The sequence below is a fragment of the Streptomyces sp. YPW6 genome, from assembly GCF_018866325.1.
Taxonomy (GTDB): domain Bacteria; phylum Actinomycetota; class Actinomycetes; order Streptomycetales; family Streptomycetaceae; genus Streptomyces.
The window spans coordinates 2585919-2602791 of the sequence record NZ_CP076457.1; the positions used below are offsets into that span (position 1 = coordinate 2585919).

The window sequence follows — 16873 nt, forward strand, 5'->3', positions numbered from 1 at the left end:
AAGGGGCGGGGCGTGGCGCAGCAGAGCAGTTCGAGAGGTCCGGTGGAGCTGCTCTCCACCGACCGCGAGAAGATCACTTCCGAGTGGATCGACGGGGTGGCCGGCTCGCTCCAGGGCCGCATCAGCAAGGCCGAGGTCGACCGCGAGCTCCGGGAGCTCTACGAGGCCCTCGTGGAGAGCCTGCGGGCGGGTGGCGAGGAGACCCGCGGGGAGGGCTTCTCCGAGGTGCGGGCGCTGCTGACCGAACTGTCGCGCAACCGGGCCCGGCAGGGCTTCACTCCCAGCGAGACGGCGATCAGCGTACTGGCGCTCAAGCAGGCCCTGGAGCCCGCGCTGCGCAACGACTCCGCCGAGGAGACCTCCGCGTACCTGCGGCTGGGGCGCGCCCTGGACGATCTGGCCCTCTACACCGTCGAGGCCTACACCCGCACCCGCGAGGAGATCATCAGCTCGCAGGCGGCCCAGCTCATGGAGCTGTCGACCCCCGTGGTCAAGCTGTGGGACGGGGTGATCGCCGTGCCTCTCGTGGGCACGCTGGACTCCGCGCGCACCCAGGTGGTGATGGAGAAGCTCCTCCAGGCCCTGGTCGACACCGGCTCCGAGCAGGCCATCATCGACATCACCGGAGTCCCCGCGGTCGACACGCAGGTCGCCCAGCACCTGCTCAAGACGGTGGTGGCGGCCCGGCTGATGGGCGCGGAGTGCACGGTCTCGGGGATCCGCCCGCAGATCGCGCAGACCATCGTGGCCCTCGGCATCGAGTTCGGCGACATCGTCACCAAGGCGACTCTCGCCGACGCGCTCCAGCACGCGCTGAGCGAGTCCGGCGTCGACCTCGTCACGCACCCGGGCGCACGGCGATGAGCGAACGCGTTCCGGTCCTGCGGATCGGTGACATCCTGCTGGTCTCCATCCAGGTGGACCTGGAGGACCAGACGGTTCTGGACCTCCAGGAGGACCTGGCCGAGCAGATCGTCGCCCGCGCGGCCCGCGGGGTCGTCATCGACATCACGGCGGTCGAGATCGTCGACTCCTTCGTCGGCCGCATGCTGGCCACGATCGCCTCCATATCCCGGCTGCTGGACGCCGAGACCGTGGTCGTGGGCATGCGTCCGGCCGTGGCCATCACCCTGGTCGAGCTGGGCCTCTCCCTGGGCGGCGTGCGTACGGCACTCGACCTGGAGAAGGGACTCGCGCTGCTGCGCCGGTCTGCGACCGGCGCGGAACGGCCATGACCGTCCCGTGGGCTGCCGAAGCCCCGCCGCAGACACAGCCGATCACCGGGAACGACGACGTCGTACGCTCCCGCCAGCACGTCCGCGCGTTCGCGCAGCAGTGCAAGCTGTCCCTGGTCGACCAGACGAAGTTCATCACGGCCGCCAGCGAGCTCGCCCGCAACACCCTGGTCTACGGGGGCGGCGGGGCGATGCGGGCCGGGCTGGTGGAGCGGCACGGCCGACGCGGCGTCGCGGCGGTCTTCGAGGACTCCGGCCCCGGCATCCCCGACACCGAACTGGCCCTGACGGACGGCTGGACCTCCGGTGGCGGTCTGGGCCTCGGCCTGAGCGGGGCCCGACGGCTGGTCGACGAGTTCTTCCTGGACACCGAGGTGGACCGCGGCACCACCGTCACCATCGTCAAGTGGGCGCGATGAGCGGCCCGGCCGTGCTCGACTGCGAGGACGTCGAGTGGTTCCGCGACGCCGCCGAGATGCCCTCGGCGGCCCGGGGCGCAGCCGCCACCCTCGCGCGGCGTATCGGGCTCGACGCCTACCGGGCTTCCGAGGTCGCCCTGGCGGTCACCGAGGCCGCGACCAACCTCCAGCGGCACGCGCGTGACGGCGCACTGCTGCTGCGGGTCCTGCGCACCGCGGACCGGGCGGGCATCGGGTTCCTCACCGTGGACAGCGGGCCCGGCATGGCCGACGTCGAGGCGGCCCTGGCGGACGGAACGTCCTCCGGCGGCACCCTCGGGATCGGACTGGGAGCGGTGGTCCGGCTCGCCGACGCGTTCGACATCCACTCCCTGCCGGGGCGGGGCACCGTCATGGCCGCGCAGTTCTGGGACCGCGCGGCCGGGAGCGGGCCCACCGGCGGGGTGGCGTCCGTGTCCTCGGGACTGACGCGGCCCATCAGCGGGGAGACCAGTTGCGGTGACGCCTGGGCCGTGAGAATCGACGAAGGCGGGGGGACGGGCGACGCCACCGGTCCGCGTTCCGCTTCCGGCCGCTCCGGGCCCGCGCCGGAGCCCGCGGTGCTGGTCATGCTCTGTGACGGGCTGGGCCACGGGCCGCTCGCGGCACGCGCCGCCGACGCGGCGGTGGCGGAGTTCCGGCGGAGCACGGACCGGCACCCCGAGGGCCTGCTGCGCCGCATCCACGCGGCGCTGCGGGGCACGCGAGGCGGCGCGGTCGCCGTGGCCAGGATCGAACCGGCCCGGGGACGGGTGCTCTACTGCGGCATCGGCAACGTGAACGGGGTGCTGCTGGGCCCCGGATCACGCAAGGGCCTGCTCTCGGCCCCGGGCATCGTCGGGCAGCAGATGCGCAGCCTGCGGACCTTCGAGCTGCCACTGCCGCCGGGCGGGGCCCTGGTCATGCACTCCGACGGGCTGACCGACCGCTGGAAGGCCGACGAGCTGCCCGGACTGCTCGGGCACACCCCGGCCGTGCTGGCGGGGCAACTGCTGCGCGAAGCCGGTGTCCGCCACGACGACGCGGGGATCGTGGTCGTCAAGGGGGCCTGGTGACGGGCGGCACACCGGACCCGGGCGTCCTCGCGTCGTACGGCCTCGGCACGCCGCAGGACGTCTTCGCCCTGCGGCGCACCGGGCAGAGCGCGGCGGAGGCGCTCGGCATGGACCGTCAGGACCAGGTGCGCTTCGCCACCGCGCTGAGCGAACTCGGCCGCGACCGCCTCGGCTGCGAGGAACTGACCGTGACCTTCGCGATCCCGGTGGGTGCGGAGCGGGTGCTCGCCGTCGTCTTCGCCTGGACGGGCGGCACGAAGGCGGGCCCCGACCTCGAACCGGCCTCCCGGCTGCTGCACCGGGTCCGCCACGAGGCCGGAGCCCCCCGGCAGCGGATCGTCGCGGAGCACCCCCTTCCGGCGAGCTGGACGGACGGTCCGGAAGCCCGGAGCACCGTCGTCGCGGCTCTGGGGCGCCACGCGTCCCCGACCCTCACCGACGACCTGCGGGCGCAGACCCGCGACCTGATCGCCGCTCTGGAGGAGACCCGGGCCCAACGTGAGGAGATGCGGCGGCTCAACCAGGAGCTGGAGGAGACCAACCGGGGGGTACTCGCCCTCTACACCGAGCTGTCGCAGGAACTGGAGGAGACGAACAGCGGTGTCGTGGCCCTCCACGCCGAACTCGAGGAGAAGTCCGCCCGGCTGCGCGAGACCAGCGAGGCCAAGACGAGGTTCTGGCGCAACATCAGCCATGAGCTCCGCACCCCGGTGAACGCGGTGGTGGCGCTGACCCGGCTGCTGCTGGCCCCGGGCTCCTCCCCGCTCACCGACGAGCAGCGCCGGCAGCTCTCCCTGATCGACTCCTCGGGGCAGTCCCTGCTCGCGCTCGTGGGCGACCTGCTGGACGTGGCCAAGGCGGAGGCGGGCCAGTTGGAGGTCAACGCGGCTCCGGCCGACCTGCGGGCGCTGCTGGCGCAGTTGGGCGCGGTGATACGGAACACGGGCCCGTCCGACGTGACGCTGCTGATGCCGCGGTCCTCGGCGCTGCCCGTGGTGGTGACCGATGAGGCCCTGCTCACGCGCATCCTGCGCAACCTGCTGTCCAACGCCCTGAAGTTCACCGAGAAGGGCGAGGTGAGGCTGGACGTCCGGGTGGAACCGCCGCGGATGTTCTTCACGGTCACGGACACCGGGGTCGGCATCCCGGAGGCCGAGCTGTCCCGCGTGTTCGAGGAGTTCTACCAGGTACGCGGCCCCCACCAGCGGCTCCACCGGGGTACCGGACTCGGCCTCCCGTACGCCCGGACCCTCACCGAGCTCCTCGGGGGAACACTCCGCCTGTCGAGCACCCCCGGAGCGGGCACCCGGGTGGAGGTCGAACTGCCCTTCACGCCCGCGCCTCCGACGCCCGCCCCCTCCCCGGAGAGCATCCCGTGACCGAGACCGCGCGGCACGACGCCGCACCGGGCACCGTCCTGGTGATAGACGACGACGAGACCAACCGCTACATCCTCACCAGCTGGCTCACCCGCGCCGGGCACACGGTGCTCGGCGCGGCCGACGGGACGGCGGGCCTGCACCTGCTGGCAACGGCGGGCGACACGCTGCCCGAGGTGGCCGTCATCGACGTACAGCTCCCGGACATGAGCGGCTTCGAGGTGTGCGAGCGGATCAAGGCCGATCCGCGCACCGCCTATCTGCCGGTCGTCCACGTGTCGGCCGTCGCCGTCAACACGGAGGACCACACCGAGGGCCTCAGCCGGGGCGCGGACGCCTATCTCGACCAGCCGATCGATCCGAACGAGTTCCTGGCCACCGTGACGGCCGCGCTCCGCTACGCCCGGGCCCGGCGACGCGCGGAGCAGCTGACCCTACGGCTGGCGGCGCTGAACCGGGCCACGCTGGACGTGTACCGGGCCGTCGGCTTCCCCGCCTTCAGCACGGCCGCGACGCGTGGTGCGGCCTCCCTCATGTCCGGCCCGGCGACCTCGGTCTTCCTCAGCCCACAGGGCGTGACCGTGCACAGCCATGCGACCGCCCCGGGCGCCGCACCGGTCGTGCTGCCCGCGCGGGCGGAGCTGCTCGACCGGCTGGCCTCCCCGGCCCTGGGCGGCGGCACCGGCATCGAGGTCGCGACGCTTCCCGGGGGCCGGTGGAAAGCCCTGCTGCCTCTCGATCCGATCGAGGGGGACGTGCTTCTGGTGGTGGCCCGCACCAAGCGCAACCGGCCTGCCGTGTGCGTCGCCGTCCCGGCGGACTCGGCCCGCACCACCGACGAGCGCGAGCTGCTGCAGCAGCTGGTGAACGCCAGCGCCCTGGCCCTGGAGGCCCTGCGCACCTTCAACGAGGAGCACGCGTTGGCGCTGGCCCTCCAGCGAACGTTCCTGCCGGACCGGCTGCCGGACACTCCCGGCACGAGCCTCGCCGTGCGCTACCGCCCGGCCTCCGACCACGCCGAGATCGGCGGCGACTTCTACGAGGCTCTCCAGACCCCGGCCGGGCTGCTGCTGGCCATCGGCGACGTGGCCGGACACTCGCTCGTCGCGGCGACGGTCATGGGCGAGATCCGGCACGCACTGCGCGCCTACGCCCTGGAGGGCCACCCGCCCCACCACGTCCTGGAGCGACTCGACGCGCTCCTCTCCCATACCCGGCCGGGTCTCACCGTGACGCTCTGCCTGGTTCTGGTGGAGCCGGACGGCAGCCGGATCCACATTGCCAACGCCGGTCACATACCGCCGCTGCTCCTCGGTCCCGACGGCAGCGCGGTCTACCTGCCCGAGCACGGTCCACTGCTGGGCCTGCAGCTTGCCCATCCTCCCGCCCACGTCCGTACCACCGCACCGGGCTCCCGGCTGCTGCTGATCACCGACGGGCTGGTCGAGGTCCGCAACCAGGACCTCGACCACAGTCTGGCCGCGTTCCTCGACGCGGCGGCCACCGGCCCGCAGGAACTCGAACAGCTTTGCGACCACCTCCTGAACACGTTCGGCGAGGACAAGGAGGACGACATCGCACTCCTCGCGCTGCATCTGCACGAGGACCCGCCCCGGGCATAGGAACGGCCCGGAGATCCCACCGTGCCGGCACTCTTGACCGCAGCCGGGCGGCGGGGCTCGTATGTGGGGCATGGCAGAGCGGGCGACCCACCGGGACCGGCTCCGCGCCCTGGAGTTCGAGGCCTTCGTGGCGGGCGCGGGCGGACGCCTGCTGCACACGGCGACGCTGCTCACCGGCGAACCGTCGCAGCCGCCGGGCTCGTATGTCCGGGCCGAGGCGCTGCTGCGCGCGGCACTCGCCCGGACGTACGCCGACTGGGACCGGCTGCACGGCGGCGACCCCTACGACCGGGCCCGCCGGGAGCTGGCCCTCCGCTTCGCCCGGGAGGCCCGGCGCCACCAGCGTCCGCGCGGCGGTCCGCTGGACCGGCTCACCCCGATCGAGCGGCTGGTGCTGGTCCTGCGGATGTACGAGGAGGTCGGCGAGGAGCAGACGGCGGCGCTGCTCGGGCTGCCGGCCGACCGGGTCCGCGCGGTGTGCGCGCGGGCGGTGGCGGCGCTGCGGACGGGCGGGGCGGGTCGCGGGTCGGCCGGGGCGGGTCGCGGCGGCGGGACCGGACAGGCCCCCGCCCCCGTGGCCGGGTGACGCCGTGAGCGCGGGCGGCCGGGGTCCGGACCCGCGCGAGGAGCAGGTCCGGCGGATGCTGGACGGCCCGCATCCGGTCCTGCCGCCCGGCCTGGCCGCCCAGGCGGTACGGCACGGCGGACGCCGCCTGCGGCTGCGGCGGGCGGCGCACCGGGCGGCGGGCTGGCTGCTGGTCCTGGTGCTGGTCGCGTTCCTGGTCTGGGTCGGCGTCGAGCAGCCGTGGGCGACCGAGCCCGCCCAGGTCACTCCGCCGTTGGAGGGCTGGTGAGCCCTTGGCCCTCCGGTGCGGGAGGCCTACGCTGGAGGCAGCGGTTGTCGTACGAGCCGAGGAGGCCGTGATGACGAGGAAGACCGCGGACTGCCGCAGGTATCCGAGCGAGATGAACTGCACCCTCACCCTCACGGGTGAGGAGGACGAGGTCGTCCGGGCCGCGAGCGAACACGCGGCGTCGGTCCACGGACACGAGGACACTCCCGAACTGCGCGAGCAGATCAGGGGCATGCTGGAGGACGCGGACGAGAAGGTGAGCGCCTGAGCACCGGAACACGAGGGGCGCCCGCCGTCGTGGCGGGCGCCCCCGTGTCTGCTGTCGTGGCGGGCGCCCCTCGTGTCTGCTGTCGTCACCGGCCGGAGCGGCGGTCGTCACCGCCGGGTCAACGCGGTTGTCACCGCCGGACCAGCGCCGGTCCCGCGCCGGATCAGCGGGGCGTCCGCCGCACGACCAGCACCGGCCCCGCACCGGCCCCGCACCCGCACCCGCGCAGTCGTCACCACCGGATCAGCGCTGGTCCCGCACCCGGACCAGCGCTGTCGTCACCGCCAGATCAGCCCAGCGCCTGCGTGAGGTCGGCGATCAGGTCGTCGCCGTTCTCGATGCCGACGGAGAGCCGGACCAGGTCGGCCGGGACCTCCAGCGGGGAGCCGGCGGCGGAGGCGTGCGTCATTCGGCCCGGGTGCTCCAGGAGGGACTCCACACCGCCGAGGGACTCACCGAGCGTGAACAGCTTCGCCCGGTTGCAGACCTCGACCGCCGCCTCCTCGCCGCCCGCGACGCGGAAGGAGACCATGCCGCCGAAGGCCTTCATCTGCTTGGCGGCGACCTCGTGGCCGGGGTGCTCGGGCAGGCCCGGGTAGAGCACCTGGGAGACCTTGGGGTGCCGGGTCAGCAGGTCGGCGACCTTGGTGGCGTTCTCGGTGTGCCGGTCCATGCGGACCGCGAGCGTCTTGATGCCGCGCAGCACGAGCCAGGCGTCGAAGGGACCGGCGACCGCGCCCATGGCGTTCTGGTGGTACGCCAGTTCCTCGGCCAGCTCCGGGTCGCTCACGACGAGCGCGCCGCCGACGACGTCGGAGTGGCCGCCCATGTACTTGGTGGTGGAGTGCACGACGGCGTCCGCGCCGAGCGCGAGGGGCTGCTGGAGGTAGGGCGAGGCGAAGGTGTTGTCGACGACGAGGCGGGCCCCGGCCTCGTGAGCGACCTGGGCGACGGCGGCGATGTCGGTGATGCCGAGCAGCGGGTTGGACGGGGTCTCCACCCAGACCGCCTTGGTGCGCGGGGTGATCGCGGCCCGTACGGCGGCCACGTCCGAGGTGTCGGCCACCGAGAACTCCACGCCCCACCGCGAGGCGACCTTCGCGAACAGCCGGAAGGTGCCGCCGTAGGCGTCGTTCGGGATGACCACGTGGTCGCCGGGGGTCAGCAGCGTACGGAGGAGGCAGTCCTCGGCGGCGAGGCCGGAGGCGAAGGCGAGGCCGCGGCGGCCGCCTTCGAGGGCCGCGAGGTTCTCCTCCAGCGCGGTGCGGGTCGGGTTGGCGCTGCGGCTGTACTCGTATCCGCCGCGCAGTCCGCCCACACCGTCCTGCTTGTACGTCGAGACCTGGTAGATCGGCGGAACCACCGCGCCGGTGAGGGGGTCGGCGGTGTTCCCCGCGTGGATGGCGAGGGTTTCGAAGCTGTGCTGGTCGCTCATGAGGCCCGAGCGTAGTTCGTCGCAAGGGCGCATACCGGCCACTTGTCGCTCCGGGGACAATGGGTCCATGGAGATTCTGTTGTTCCTGCTCGCGATGTGCATGCTCGCGGCGGTCGTCGGCCCCTGGGTGATGCGCCGCCGGGGCGGTATCCGCCAGGTCGCCCCCGGCTCCCCGGACGCCGCCGACCCGGACACGTACGGCTTCGCCCGCCAGGAGGAGCTGGACGTCCGGATGCCGGGCCCCGACCAGGACCTCCTGGACGTGCTCGACGTGGTCCAGGGCACCCAGGACTGGCGGGCGGCCTCGCAGCTGCTGGCCGGGACGCCGAAGGAGGGCGAGGTGCGCTGGCAGCGGGTGCAGGCCTTCGCGGGCGCGGCCTCGCTGGAGCTGGCGCAGCAGCCGGGCAGGGGCGGCTCGTGGCTGCGGGCCTGGCGTGCGGAGTCCCCGAAGGACGCGGGCGGCGCGGCGGTGCACGCGGAGTTCCTGGTGCAGCAGGCGTGGCGGTCGTCGGCCTCGGGGAGCGACGACTTCCGGATCATCCTGGAGGAGGCCCGTACGGTCTGCGGCGAGGCGGCCCTGCTCGCGCCGGGCGACCCCGTCCCGTACATCGTGGAGCTGGCGGTGGCCCGGGGCCTGGGCTACACCCCCGAACAGTTCGACCAGCTGTGGGCGAAGATCATCGACCGGGCCCCGGCGCACATGGGCGCGCACATCGCGGCGCTGCACTTCCACTCCGAGCGGTGGCACGGTTCGCGCCAGGACGCCGAGGCCTTCGCCACGGCCGCCGCCGCCCGCGCCCCGCAGGGTTCGCTGCTGGCCGCGCTGCCGCTGTTCGCGGTGTACGAACACCTGCCCGAGGTCAACCTGGTGCAGGGCTTCTACCGCAGCCAGGTGGTGGTGAAGGCGGTCGAGGGCGCGATGTTCGCCGTGCACGCGGCACGCCAGGACGACCCGATGCTCGCCCACGTCCGCCATCTCCTCGTGCTGTTCCTGGTGCACATGGAGCGCTGGTCGGAGGCGATGCACCAGCTGATCCGCATCGACGGCCACGTCGGCGCGCTGCCGTGGACGGCGGAGGAGGACCCGGCCGCGCAGTACACGGTCTACCGGGCGCTGGCGGTCGCGGGGTACGAGGCGAACGGCGGCAGCCCGGCGACGCTGCCGCACTGATCCCGGCTGTCCCCTTGGCCGGGAACGCCGCAGGAGGTGTTCCCGGCTCCTCCGAACGGGGAACACGCCTCTGACCCCGTACAGAAGCCGCAAGGAAGCCGCAAGGAAGCCGCAAGGAAGCCGTACGGAGCGCCGTACGGGGTGACGGCCCGGCGGGTGCGCGGCCCCCGGGCCGTGACGGCGAGGTCAGCTCTTCCCGGGTGCGGCGGGGACGGGGGCCCGGCCCGCCGCCGTGGTCACCAGCGCCCCCGCCACCAGCGCCGCACCCGTCACCGTCACCGCCGTGACGCCGACGCCGTCCGCCACCAGCCCGCCGGCCAGCGCTCCGAGCGCGATGGCCGCGTTGAACACCGCGACGAACAGCGAGGAGGCGGCCTCGCGGGCGGCGGGGGCGGCGAGCAGCACCCAGGTCTGCGTGCTCACGGAGACACCGCCGTAGCCCAGGCCCCAGAGCACCATCAGGGCGGCCGCGAGAGCGGGGGAACCGCCCAGCCACGGCAGAGCGGCCACGGTGAGCGCCAGGACCGTGCCGATCACCAGCAGCGTGGCGCGCGGGGAGCGGGCCGCCCCGGCCCCGGCGAGGAAGTTCCCGGCCACGCCGGCGATCCCGTACACCAGGAGCAGGACGCCGATCGTGCCCGCGCCGACGCCGGAGACGTCCTCCAGGACCGGCCTGACGTAGGTGTACGCGGCGAAGTGCCCGGTGACCAGGAAGCCGACGACGAGGAGCCCGGTGCGCAGCCGGGGCTCGCGGGTCAGCCGCAGCGCCCCGGCCAACGGGACGGCGGGCTCCGCGGGCAGCCGGGGCAGCAGGACCGCCGCGGCGGCCAGCACCACGGCCCCGAGCCCGGCGGCGGCCAGGAACGCGGCCCGCCAGCCCGCGAGGTCCCCGAGGTAGGTCCCGGCCGGGACGCCGAGGACGGACGCCACCGCGATGCCGCTGAAGACGAGGGACGTGGCCGTGCCCGCGGACTGCGCCGGGACCAGCCGGACCGCGAGCCCGGCCGCGACGGCCCAGACACCGCCCATGCCGACGCCGACCAGGACCCGGGCGAGGACCATGGTCGTGAAGTCGGGCGCCCAAGCCGCGCCGAGGTTGCCGACGACCAGCACGGCGACCAGTACGCACAGGGCGGTACGCCGGTCGGCGCGGCCGAGCAGCGGGACCAGGACGGGGGCCGAGAGCGCGGCGACCAGACCCGTGATGGTGAGCGTCAGTCCGGCCACGCCCTCGGGGACGCCGAGCGAGCGGCCCATCGGCGTGAGCAGCCCGACGGGCAGCATCTCGGAGGTGACCACCGTGAACGTGCCGAGTGCGAGGGCCGCCACACCGGGCCAGCCGTTGTGCGGGGGTGCCGGGCGGGCGGCCCGGCAGTCGGAGGGTTCCTGAACGTGCGTCATGCCTCCAGCCAATCGGGGCCGGGAAGCGGGAACAACGGCCGACTTCTCATCCTTCTATGAGCTGGGCTCATCGATCCGGACCAGGGGAGGCGGGGACACATGAGCAACCCGGAGATCCGGGAGCTGGAGGCCTTCCTCGCGCTGGCCGACGAGCTCCACTTCGGCCGGGCCGGGGAGCGCCTCCATCTCTCGCAGAGCCGGATCAGTCAGCTGCTGCGGGCGCTGGAGAGCAGGATCGGCGGACGGCTGGTCGACCGCACGAGCCGCCGGGTCCGGCTCACCCCGCTCGGCGAGCGGCTGCACACGGGGCTGCGGCCGGCCTTCGACGCGATCGTGGAGACGATCGGCGAGGTCCGGGAGGCGGCCCGGGGCGTCGGCGGGGTGCTCCGCATCGGCTTCCAGGGGACGGCGAACGACCCGTTCATGCGGGCGGTCACGGCTTTCCGCGACGGGCACCCCGACTGCGCCGCCGAGATCGTGGAGCTGCCGCTCTCCGATCCGTTCGGCGCGGTGCACCGGGGCGAGGTGGACGTGGCGGTGGTGCTGATGCCGGTCCGGGACGACGCGCTGGTGGTCGGCCCGGTGTTCTCGGCCCGGCCGCTGGTCCTGGCCGTCTCCGACCGGCACCCGTACGCGCGTCGCCCCGGCATCGGCGTCGAGGACCTGGCGGGCTGCCCGCTCATCGGTGTCTCACCGCCGGCCCCGGAGTACTGGCGGCTGGCCCAGGCCCCGGTCGTGACGCCCGGGGGCCGGGCGGTTCCGGCGGGACCGGCGGTGGGCAGCCTGCAGGAGGGGCTCGCCCTGGTGCGGGCGGGCCGGGGCGGGATGCTGCTCTGCGACCCGACGGCCGACTACTACGGCAGCCACGCGGTGGCCTTCGTGCCGGTGGCCGGCCTCCCGGAGTCCGCCCTCGCGCTGGTGTGGCACCGCAACCACGAGACGGCCCGGACGCGGGGCTTCGCCCGGTCCCTGGCGGCCGTCACCGGGACCGCCGGGTGAGCGCCCGGACGACGGCGGCCCACGAGGCGGGTGGCAGGCTTCCCGGAATCCCGCCGGCCGTTCGCTTGTTGTACGTACCGAACCCCGACCCCCCGGAGGAGCTCCGCATGTTCCTGAACCACCGCACCCCCGTGCTCCCCACCCCGGAGCAGGCCCTGCGCGGCCGCCCCGTCCCCGAGTTCAGCGTCCCCTCCCGCCACACGGTCCTCGGCAACCCGCTGGTGGGCCCGTACCCGGAGGGCCTGGAGGTGGCGGACTTCGCTCTGGGCTGCTTCTGGGGCGCGGAGCGAAAGTTCTGGCAGACGGAAGGCGTGTGGACGACGCTGGTCGGCTACCAGGGCGGCTACACGGAGAACCCCACGTACGAGGAGGCCTGCTCGGGCCTGACCGGCCACACGGAGGCGGTGCGCGTCGTCTTCGACCCGGCCGTCGTGTCGTACGAGAAGCTGCTGAAGCTGTTCTGGGAGTCGCACAACCCGACCCAGGGCTTCCGCCAGGGCAACGACGTGGGCACCCAGTACCGCTCCGCGATCTACACCCACTCCCCCGCCCAGGCGGCGGCGGCCGAGGCCTCCCGTGCGGCGTACCAGAAGGTCCTGACGGCCTCGGGCCACCAGGAGATCACCACGGAGATCCTCCCGGCCGAGGACCGACCGTTCTGGCCGGCGGAGGCGTACCACCAGCAGTACCTGGACAAGAACCCGGGCGGCTACTGCGGCATCGGCGGCACGGGCGTCTCCTGCCCGGTCGGCGTGGCCCCGGCCGAGGGCTGAGCAGGAGTTCGGCGCCGGGCCGGGCCGCGGGCACGACGCGGCCCGGCCCGGCTCCCGGATCAGGCAGCACGCGGCCCGGCCCGGCTCCCGGACGGGCAGCACGCGGCCACCCGTGGCTCACTGTCAGGTCTCGGTGAAGGTGGCGAGCGTCCCGCCGATCATGGCGAATCGACTGGGCCGGTGGGCGTTACGGCTGGGCGTGCGGGTCGTTGAGACTGCTATGGCTATGAGCGGCCCAGTCCCTCGCCTCCGCCACTACTTCCACCAGGCGGGCGATGTGGCTCTGCCACGGGGTCTCGTCCTGGTGTTTGCCCAGCCCCCTTTGAGGTGAGGGCCGATGGCGGGTCGGTGCGGGCGCCGGCCGCGTGCTGGTGGGCCCGGACAATGGTGGAGTCGACGGAGATGTCCCAGTCGATGTCGCCGACCGCGTCCGCTTCCGCTTGGACGTGCTGGAGCAGACGCTCCCGGGCCCCGTCGGCCGACCACAGCCGGTGGCGCTCGTTGACCGTCTTCCAGGGGCCGAACCGCTCGGGCAGATCCCGCCACTGCGCACCGGTCCGCACCCGGCGCAGAATCCCGTCGATCACCTGCCGATGGTCCCGCCACCGGCCACAACGCCTGTTAGTGACCGGCAGGAACGGCCGCAGCCTCTCCCACTCGGCATCCGTGAGATCTCCCCGCCCCATGTCCGACCAACGAGCAAGGCGACGGTCTCATGGTCAGTCGGGCAGGTCCTAGTGGTCCCGGCTCTCGTCTGTGAAAAGCCCGGCGTGCTCGGCCTCGTTGCAGGGCACGGTGCGGTCAAGGGCTGGGCCGTAGATCATCCGACCGGTGGGGCTGTTCTCGTCCGGCGGGCAGTCCTACTCCCAGGCCTCCAGGCCTGCATCAAGGGTGATGAACCGGCTGGGGTCATGCGGATGGACATAGGTGCCGGGTTGCTTGCCGGAGCCGTCGTACCAAGGGGCTCGGCGTCGGGCGGCTGGGTTGGTCAAGGTGAGTCCTTTCCATGATGGGACGCCCACGTCCGCCGGAAGTTGGCGGCGAGCCCGGGCTCCGGGACAGGCTTTCCCCGGTGTTGATCACTCCATGGGCGCGAGCAGTTGTCATACAGGGCCGAGGCTGCCGGCCTGCGGGTGCCGAGCCGGCGTCGGCTCGGCACAGGCCCGGGCGCTGCCGAGCACTGACCGCAAGCTCCGGTCAGCACCGTGCGTGCTGTGCCGGCCGGACGTCGCCGCCGCGCCGGTCAGAGGCCGAGGGCGCGGCCGATCGGTCCGAAGAGGCCGGTGAGGGCGATGTCGGTGCGGCTGATCCCCTCGGGGGGCTTGGTGGGCGTCCACGGCTTGATCGACCATGTCTGGCCCGGGCCGCCCTTGGGCTTGCCCACGAGGTAGCCGTCCTCGTCGGTCCAGTACGTGCGCTCGGAGGGCACGGTCTTGCTGTCGGCGCCGTAGATGTAGGTGCCGTCGTAGGCCCACCCGCAGGTGCTGCCCTCGCCCCGGCCGACTCCACAGCCGTGCATCCGTGTGGTCGCGTTGGAGGCGATGACCGGCGGGACGATGCCCTCCTTGGCCGCCGCCGCCACGTAGGCGTCCAGCCCGGCGACAATGCGCTTGTCCCTAGTGGCGTCCTTGTTGTCGGCGAAGCGGATGACGACCTCGTCCCCGTACGCCTTGCGGAAGGCGCAGTAGTAGTGCCACTTACGCAAGTCCTCCATCGGATGGGCGGCCAGGGCCGCAGCGGCGCGGCGCTCCTTGACCGCGGGCAGCAGTTCCCTGGTGCGAGCCTCCACCTTCGAGGCACGGGAGTCGGCGTCCAGACGATTCAGGGTCGCCCAGTCGATGCCGAGCGCACCCTCCCGTTCCTCCGGGGACAGCAGCGACAGCGCGTCCCGCCGACTGGTATCGAGGCGTTCCGGCTCGGTCGCGAACAGGACAGCAAGCTCCGCCGGGTCCGAGGTCCCGAATGCCTTCACGACGTCATTCATCACCCCCAGATAGGGCGCGGCCCCCTCCGCGACCGCGTACCGGTAGCTGCGCAGCGCGGCGAGGTCCTCAGGGCTGGGCGGGCTGTCCTGCTCTGCCCACGCCTCCTGCTCGGCGTCCCCCAAGGCGCGGAACGCCTCCTGCTTCTGGAACCACGCGCTCTCGGCGCGATCGGCACGCTGGCGCGCCCGCAGGGCCGCCCACTCGGCGGGAATCAGTGGGGCGAGGCGGCCGTGCACATCGGCAGGCAAATCGTTGAGCCGGTTCTCGAACGCCGCCCTGGCGTCGAAGACGTCTTGGCCGTTCGTGGAGGCGTCCATCCACACGCAGTAGTCGCCGATGTTCTGGTACTCGCCGACCGCGTAACTGGTGATCTGCCGGGAGTCCTCGTGGCTCGTGTTGTGCCACCAGACGGTGGCGGGGCTGTTGTCGGCCTCGCCCAGCTGCAAGAAGGGCTTCTCGGTCACGTACTGGAGGTAGACCGTGCCCGCATGGTGCTGACTGACGTCCTTGGTCTTTCCCAGCCGCACGCGCAGGGCCCGGCCAGTCTCGTTGTTGACGATGGTGAAGTTGCCTTCGGGGTAACTGGTCATGACACCAAGTATCACGACACTGAGTGCTTGACCGGCTTCACTGGGTTACATATCCGGCCACGCTTCGTCACTGGAAGCACCCGGTCGCCTCCTGCCTCGCACCTTGAGGAGGCGGCATCTTGATCGTCCGGACAAGTCCTAGCCGTAACAGTCTCAGAGCCAGAACCCGAAGTCGTGAACAGAGCCACCCCTTTGCGGGACAGCCGTGCTGTGCCTGCGGGCGGGATACCCGATCTGGGTGAATACCGTTTCTCCGGGCAGACTTCTGGCTACTTCTCCGCCATGTAGCCGGTTCACACTCTTCGATCACATCTCATCGACCGCAGGGGCTGGCTGTAACCAGGAGGCCGAAATGATGGACACCGTGGTTCAAACGATGCTTGAGCTGGTGACGCCGGACCTGATTCGATCACTTCTGAACCTTCCGCTAAACATTCTGGACTCTCCGCCGAACTTTTCGAACATCTTCTAGCACCCTCGCACTCCAGCCAGAAAACGTTGCCCGATCTGGTTCCTCTTCTGTAATCGCAGCGGCGGGGATCGTGTGGGTGCAGACCGTTGTATTCACCCTCTCCCTGTACGCCCTCATTACTGCGCCTGGCGCGATGGTGCCCGGAGGCTTGCTTGGCGTGGGCGCCCTGACGTACTCGTGCACGGTAGGCGGTGAGACGTCGAGCTCCTGATCCTCGATCATGGTCTTGTGGTGGGGAACTCAACGCGTGCGGCGATCATCAGTAATCGGCGGATCACGGGCCTGGCCGTGGGAGTGATTGCTGAACTCGTCGAGGAGATCGGCCCGTTGTGGCAAGAGCGTCACCAGGCCCGGCTCGCCTCGCGGCCACGGAAGCAGGCCGTGGGCGCTGGCGCAAAGCACCGGCTGGTGTTTGTCGATCGGCTACTGGCACGCTCGTCCATCTTCGTCACGGGGTCACCCACGACGTGCTGGCCCGCTGGTTCGGCGTGGACCGCTCCACCATCACCCGTGCCGTCGGCGAGGTGCGGCCCCTGCTCGCCGAGCGAGGCTGCACGGCCAGCCCCGACGTGCGGCTGAGAACTCTGGCTGACGTCGTCGACCACCTCGGCGCGAGCGGAACGACCGGCATCATCGACGGCACCGAGATCCGCGTCCGTCGGCCGGCCGCCGGACGGAAGGACCGCGACAAGTTCATCTCCGGCAAGAACAAGCAGAACGCCGTCAAGTCCATGGTGGTCACGGAGGCCGAAGGCCGCGTGCTGTGGTGCAGCCCAGCACGACCCGCAAGCTGCGCGGACATCACTCACGCCCGCCGACTAGGGCTGGTCAAGCTCTTGGCCGACGGGCCCGCGGTCGAGAGATTCTCGCCGATGCCGGCTACCAGGGGCTCGGCGCGCAGGTCGGCGGCCGGGTGGTGACACCACCGCACCGCAAGTTCAAGAAGAACCCCCCGGACTGGTACGAGGAGATGTACGAACGCCAGCGCAAGGCACACTCCTCAAGACGGATCCGGGTCGAGCACGGCATCGCCCATCTGAAGAACTGGCGTGCCCTGGCCCGCCACCTCGGCCGCCGCGAGCCCATGAGCGACACCGTCCAAGCCGTCGCCGGCCTGCTGTCCCATCAGCAGACCGCGGACCTGACGTCGACACGGCAGAGGTGAACACCGGGGCC

At 72.3% G+C, this 16873-nt stretch carries 18 protein-coding genes; 14 read left to right on the forward strand and 4 right to left on the reverse strand.

What is annotated here, in order from left to right; genetic code table 11:
* Positions 1–12: 12 nt before the first annotated feature.
* From KME66_RS11160 to KME66_RS11200, 9 genes are all read left to right on the forward strand, one after another.
* The gene (locus KME66_RS11160) at positions 13–864 is read left to right on the forward strand and encodes an STAS domain-containing protein (RefSeq protein WP_216321528.1); all 852 of its coding nucleotides are present in this window, start codon (positions 13–15) and stop codon (positions 862–864) included.
* Positions 861–1235 (forward strand): STAS domain-containing protein, encoded by a 375-nt coding sequence (locus tag KME66_RS11165; RefSeq protein WP_216321532.1) that lies wholly within the window; start codon positions 861–863, stop codon positions 1233–1235. The genes KME66_RS11160 and KME66_RS11165 overlap by 4 nt, the downstream gene beginning before the upstream one ends.
* Positions 1232–1654 (forward strand): ATP-binding protein, encoded by a 423-nt coding sequence (locus KME66_RS11170; protein WP_216321535.1) that lies wholly within the window; start codon positions 1232–1234, stop codon positions 1652–1654. The genes KME66_RS11165 and KME66_RS11170 overlap by 4 nt, the downstream gene beginning before the upstream one ends.
* Positions 1651–2748 (forward strand): ATP-binding SpoIIE family protein phosphatase, encoded by a 1098-nt coding sequence (locus tag KME66_RS11175; protein ID WP_216321538.1) that lies wholly within the window; start codon positions 1651–1653, stop codon positions 2746–2748. The genes KME66_RS11170 and KME66_RS11175 overlap by 4 nt, the downstream gene beginning before the upstream one ends.
* Positions 2745–4127, forward strand: a complete 1383-nt coding sequence (locus KME66_RS11180; protein ID WP_216321540.1) for an ATP-binding protein — start codon at positions 2745–2747, stop codon at positions 4125–4127. Before KME66_RS11175 ends, KME66_RS11180 begins: the two co-directional genes overlap by 4 nt.
* On the forward strand, positions 4124–5749 hold the full coding sequence (locus KME66_RS11185) for a fused response regulator/phosphatase (protein WP_216321543.1): 1626 nt from the start codon (positions 4124–4126) through the stop codon (positions 5747–5749). Before KME66_RS11180 ends, KME66_RS11185 begins: the two co-directional genes overlap by 4 nt.
* 70 nt (positions 5750–5819) lie before the next feature.
* Entirely contained in the window at positions 5820–6335 is a 516-nt protein-coding gene (locus KME66_RS11190; RefSeq protein ID WP_216321547.1) for a sigma factor-like helix-turn-helix DNA-binding protein, read from the forward strand.
* A 4-nt stretch (positions 6336–6339) separates the two neighbouring features.
* The gene (locus KME66_RS11195) at positions 6340–6603 is read left to right on the forward strand and encodes a hypothetical protein (protein WP_216321550.1); all 264 of its coding nucleotides are present in this window, start codon (positions 6340–6342) and stop codon (positions 6601–6603) included.
* Between the two features lie 70 nt (positions 6604–6673).
* Entirely contained in the window at positions 6674–6871 is a 198-nt protein-coding gene (locus KME66_RS11200; RefSeq protein ID WP_073228788.1) for a DUF1059 domain-containing protein, read from the forward strand.
* A 289-nt stretch (positions 6872–7160) separates the two neighbouring features.
* Here KME66_RS11200 and KME66_RS11205 read toward each other — a convergent pair whose 3' ends face one another.
* Entirely contained in the window at positions 7161–8306 is a 1146-nt protein-coding gene (locus tag KME66_RS11205; RefSeq protein WP_073228791.1) for a cystathionine gamma-synthase, read from the reverse strand.
* Positions 8307–8373: 67 nt separating this feature from the next.
* On the opposite strand from KME66_RS11205, the gene KME66_RS11210 reads away from it, so the two are divergent.
* The gene (locus tag KME66_RS11210) at positions 8374–9477 is read left to right on the forward strand and encodes a hypothetical protein (protein WP_073228793.1); all 1104 of its coding nucleotides are present in this window, start codon (positions 8374–8376) and stop codon (positions 9475–9477) included.
* Between the two features lie 186 nt (positions 9478–9663).
* On the opposite strand, the gene KME66_RS11215 is transcribed toward KME66_RS11210, so the two are convergent.
* Entirely contained in the window at positions 9664–10878 is a 1215-nt protein-coding gene (locus KME66_RS11215; protein ID WP_216321553.1) for an MFS transporter, read from the reverse strand.
* 99 nt (positions 10879–10977) lie between these two features.
* Here KME66_RS11215 and KME66_RS11220 point away from each other — a divergent pair, with 99 nt between their 5' ends.
* A complete protein-coding gene (locus KME66_RS11220; protein WP_073228798.1) occupies positions 10978–11877 on the forward strand; it encodes a LysR family transcriptional regulator in 900 nt (299 codons plus the stop codon).
* 107 nt (positions 11878–11984) lie between these two features.
* Positions 11985–12650, forward strand: coding sequence for a peptide-methionine (S)-S-oxide reductase MsrA (gene msrA, locus KME66_RS11225; protein ID WP_216321556.1), 666 nt, complete (start codon positions 11985–11987; stop codon positions 12648–12650).
* Between the two features lie 224 nt (positions 12651–12874).
* On the opposite strand, the gene KME66_RS11230 is transcribed toward msrA, so the two are convergent.
* Together KME66_RS11230 and KME66_RS11235 are read right to left on the reverse strand one after the other, a co-directional pair.
* Positions 12875–13336, reverse strand: coding sequence for an IS5 family transposase (locus KME66_RS11230; protein WP_216321560.1), 462 nt, complete (start codon positions 13334–13336; stop codon positions 12875–12877).
* 557 nt (positions 13337–13893) lie between these two features.
* Complete coding sequence (locus KME66_RS11235) at positions 13894–15225, reverse strand: hypothetical protein (protein WP_216321564.1); 1332 nt, start codon at positions 15223–15225, stop codon at positions 13894–13896.
* Positions 15226–16164: 939 nt separating this feature from the next.
* Between KME66_RS11235 and KME66_RS33885 the strand changes: the two genes are divergently transcribed.
* Positions 16165–16617 (forward strand): transposase, encoded by a 453-nt coding sequence (locus KME66_RS33885; RefSeq protein WP_253208299.1) that lies wholly within the window; start codon positions 16165–16167, stop codon positions 16615–16617.
* Positions 16560–16862, forward strand: a complete 303-nt coding sequence (locus KME66_RS33890; RefSeq protein ID WP_253208579.1) for a transposase family protein — start codon at positions 16560–16562, stop codon at positions 16860–16862. Before KME66_RS33885 ends, KME66_RS33890 begins: the two co-directional genes overlap by 58 nt.
* Positions 16863–16873 lie beyond the last annotated feature (11 nt).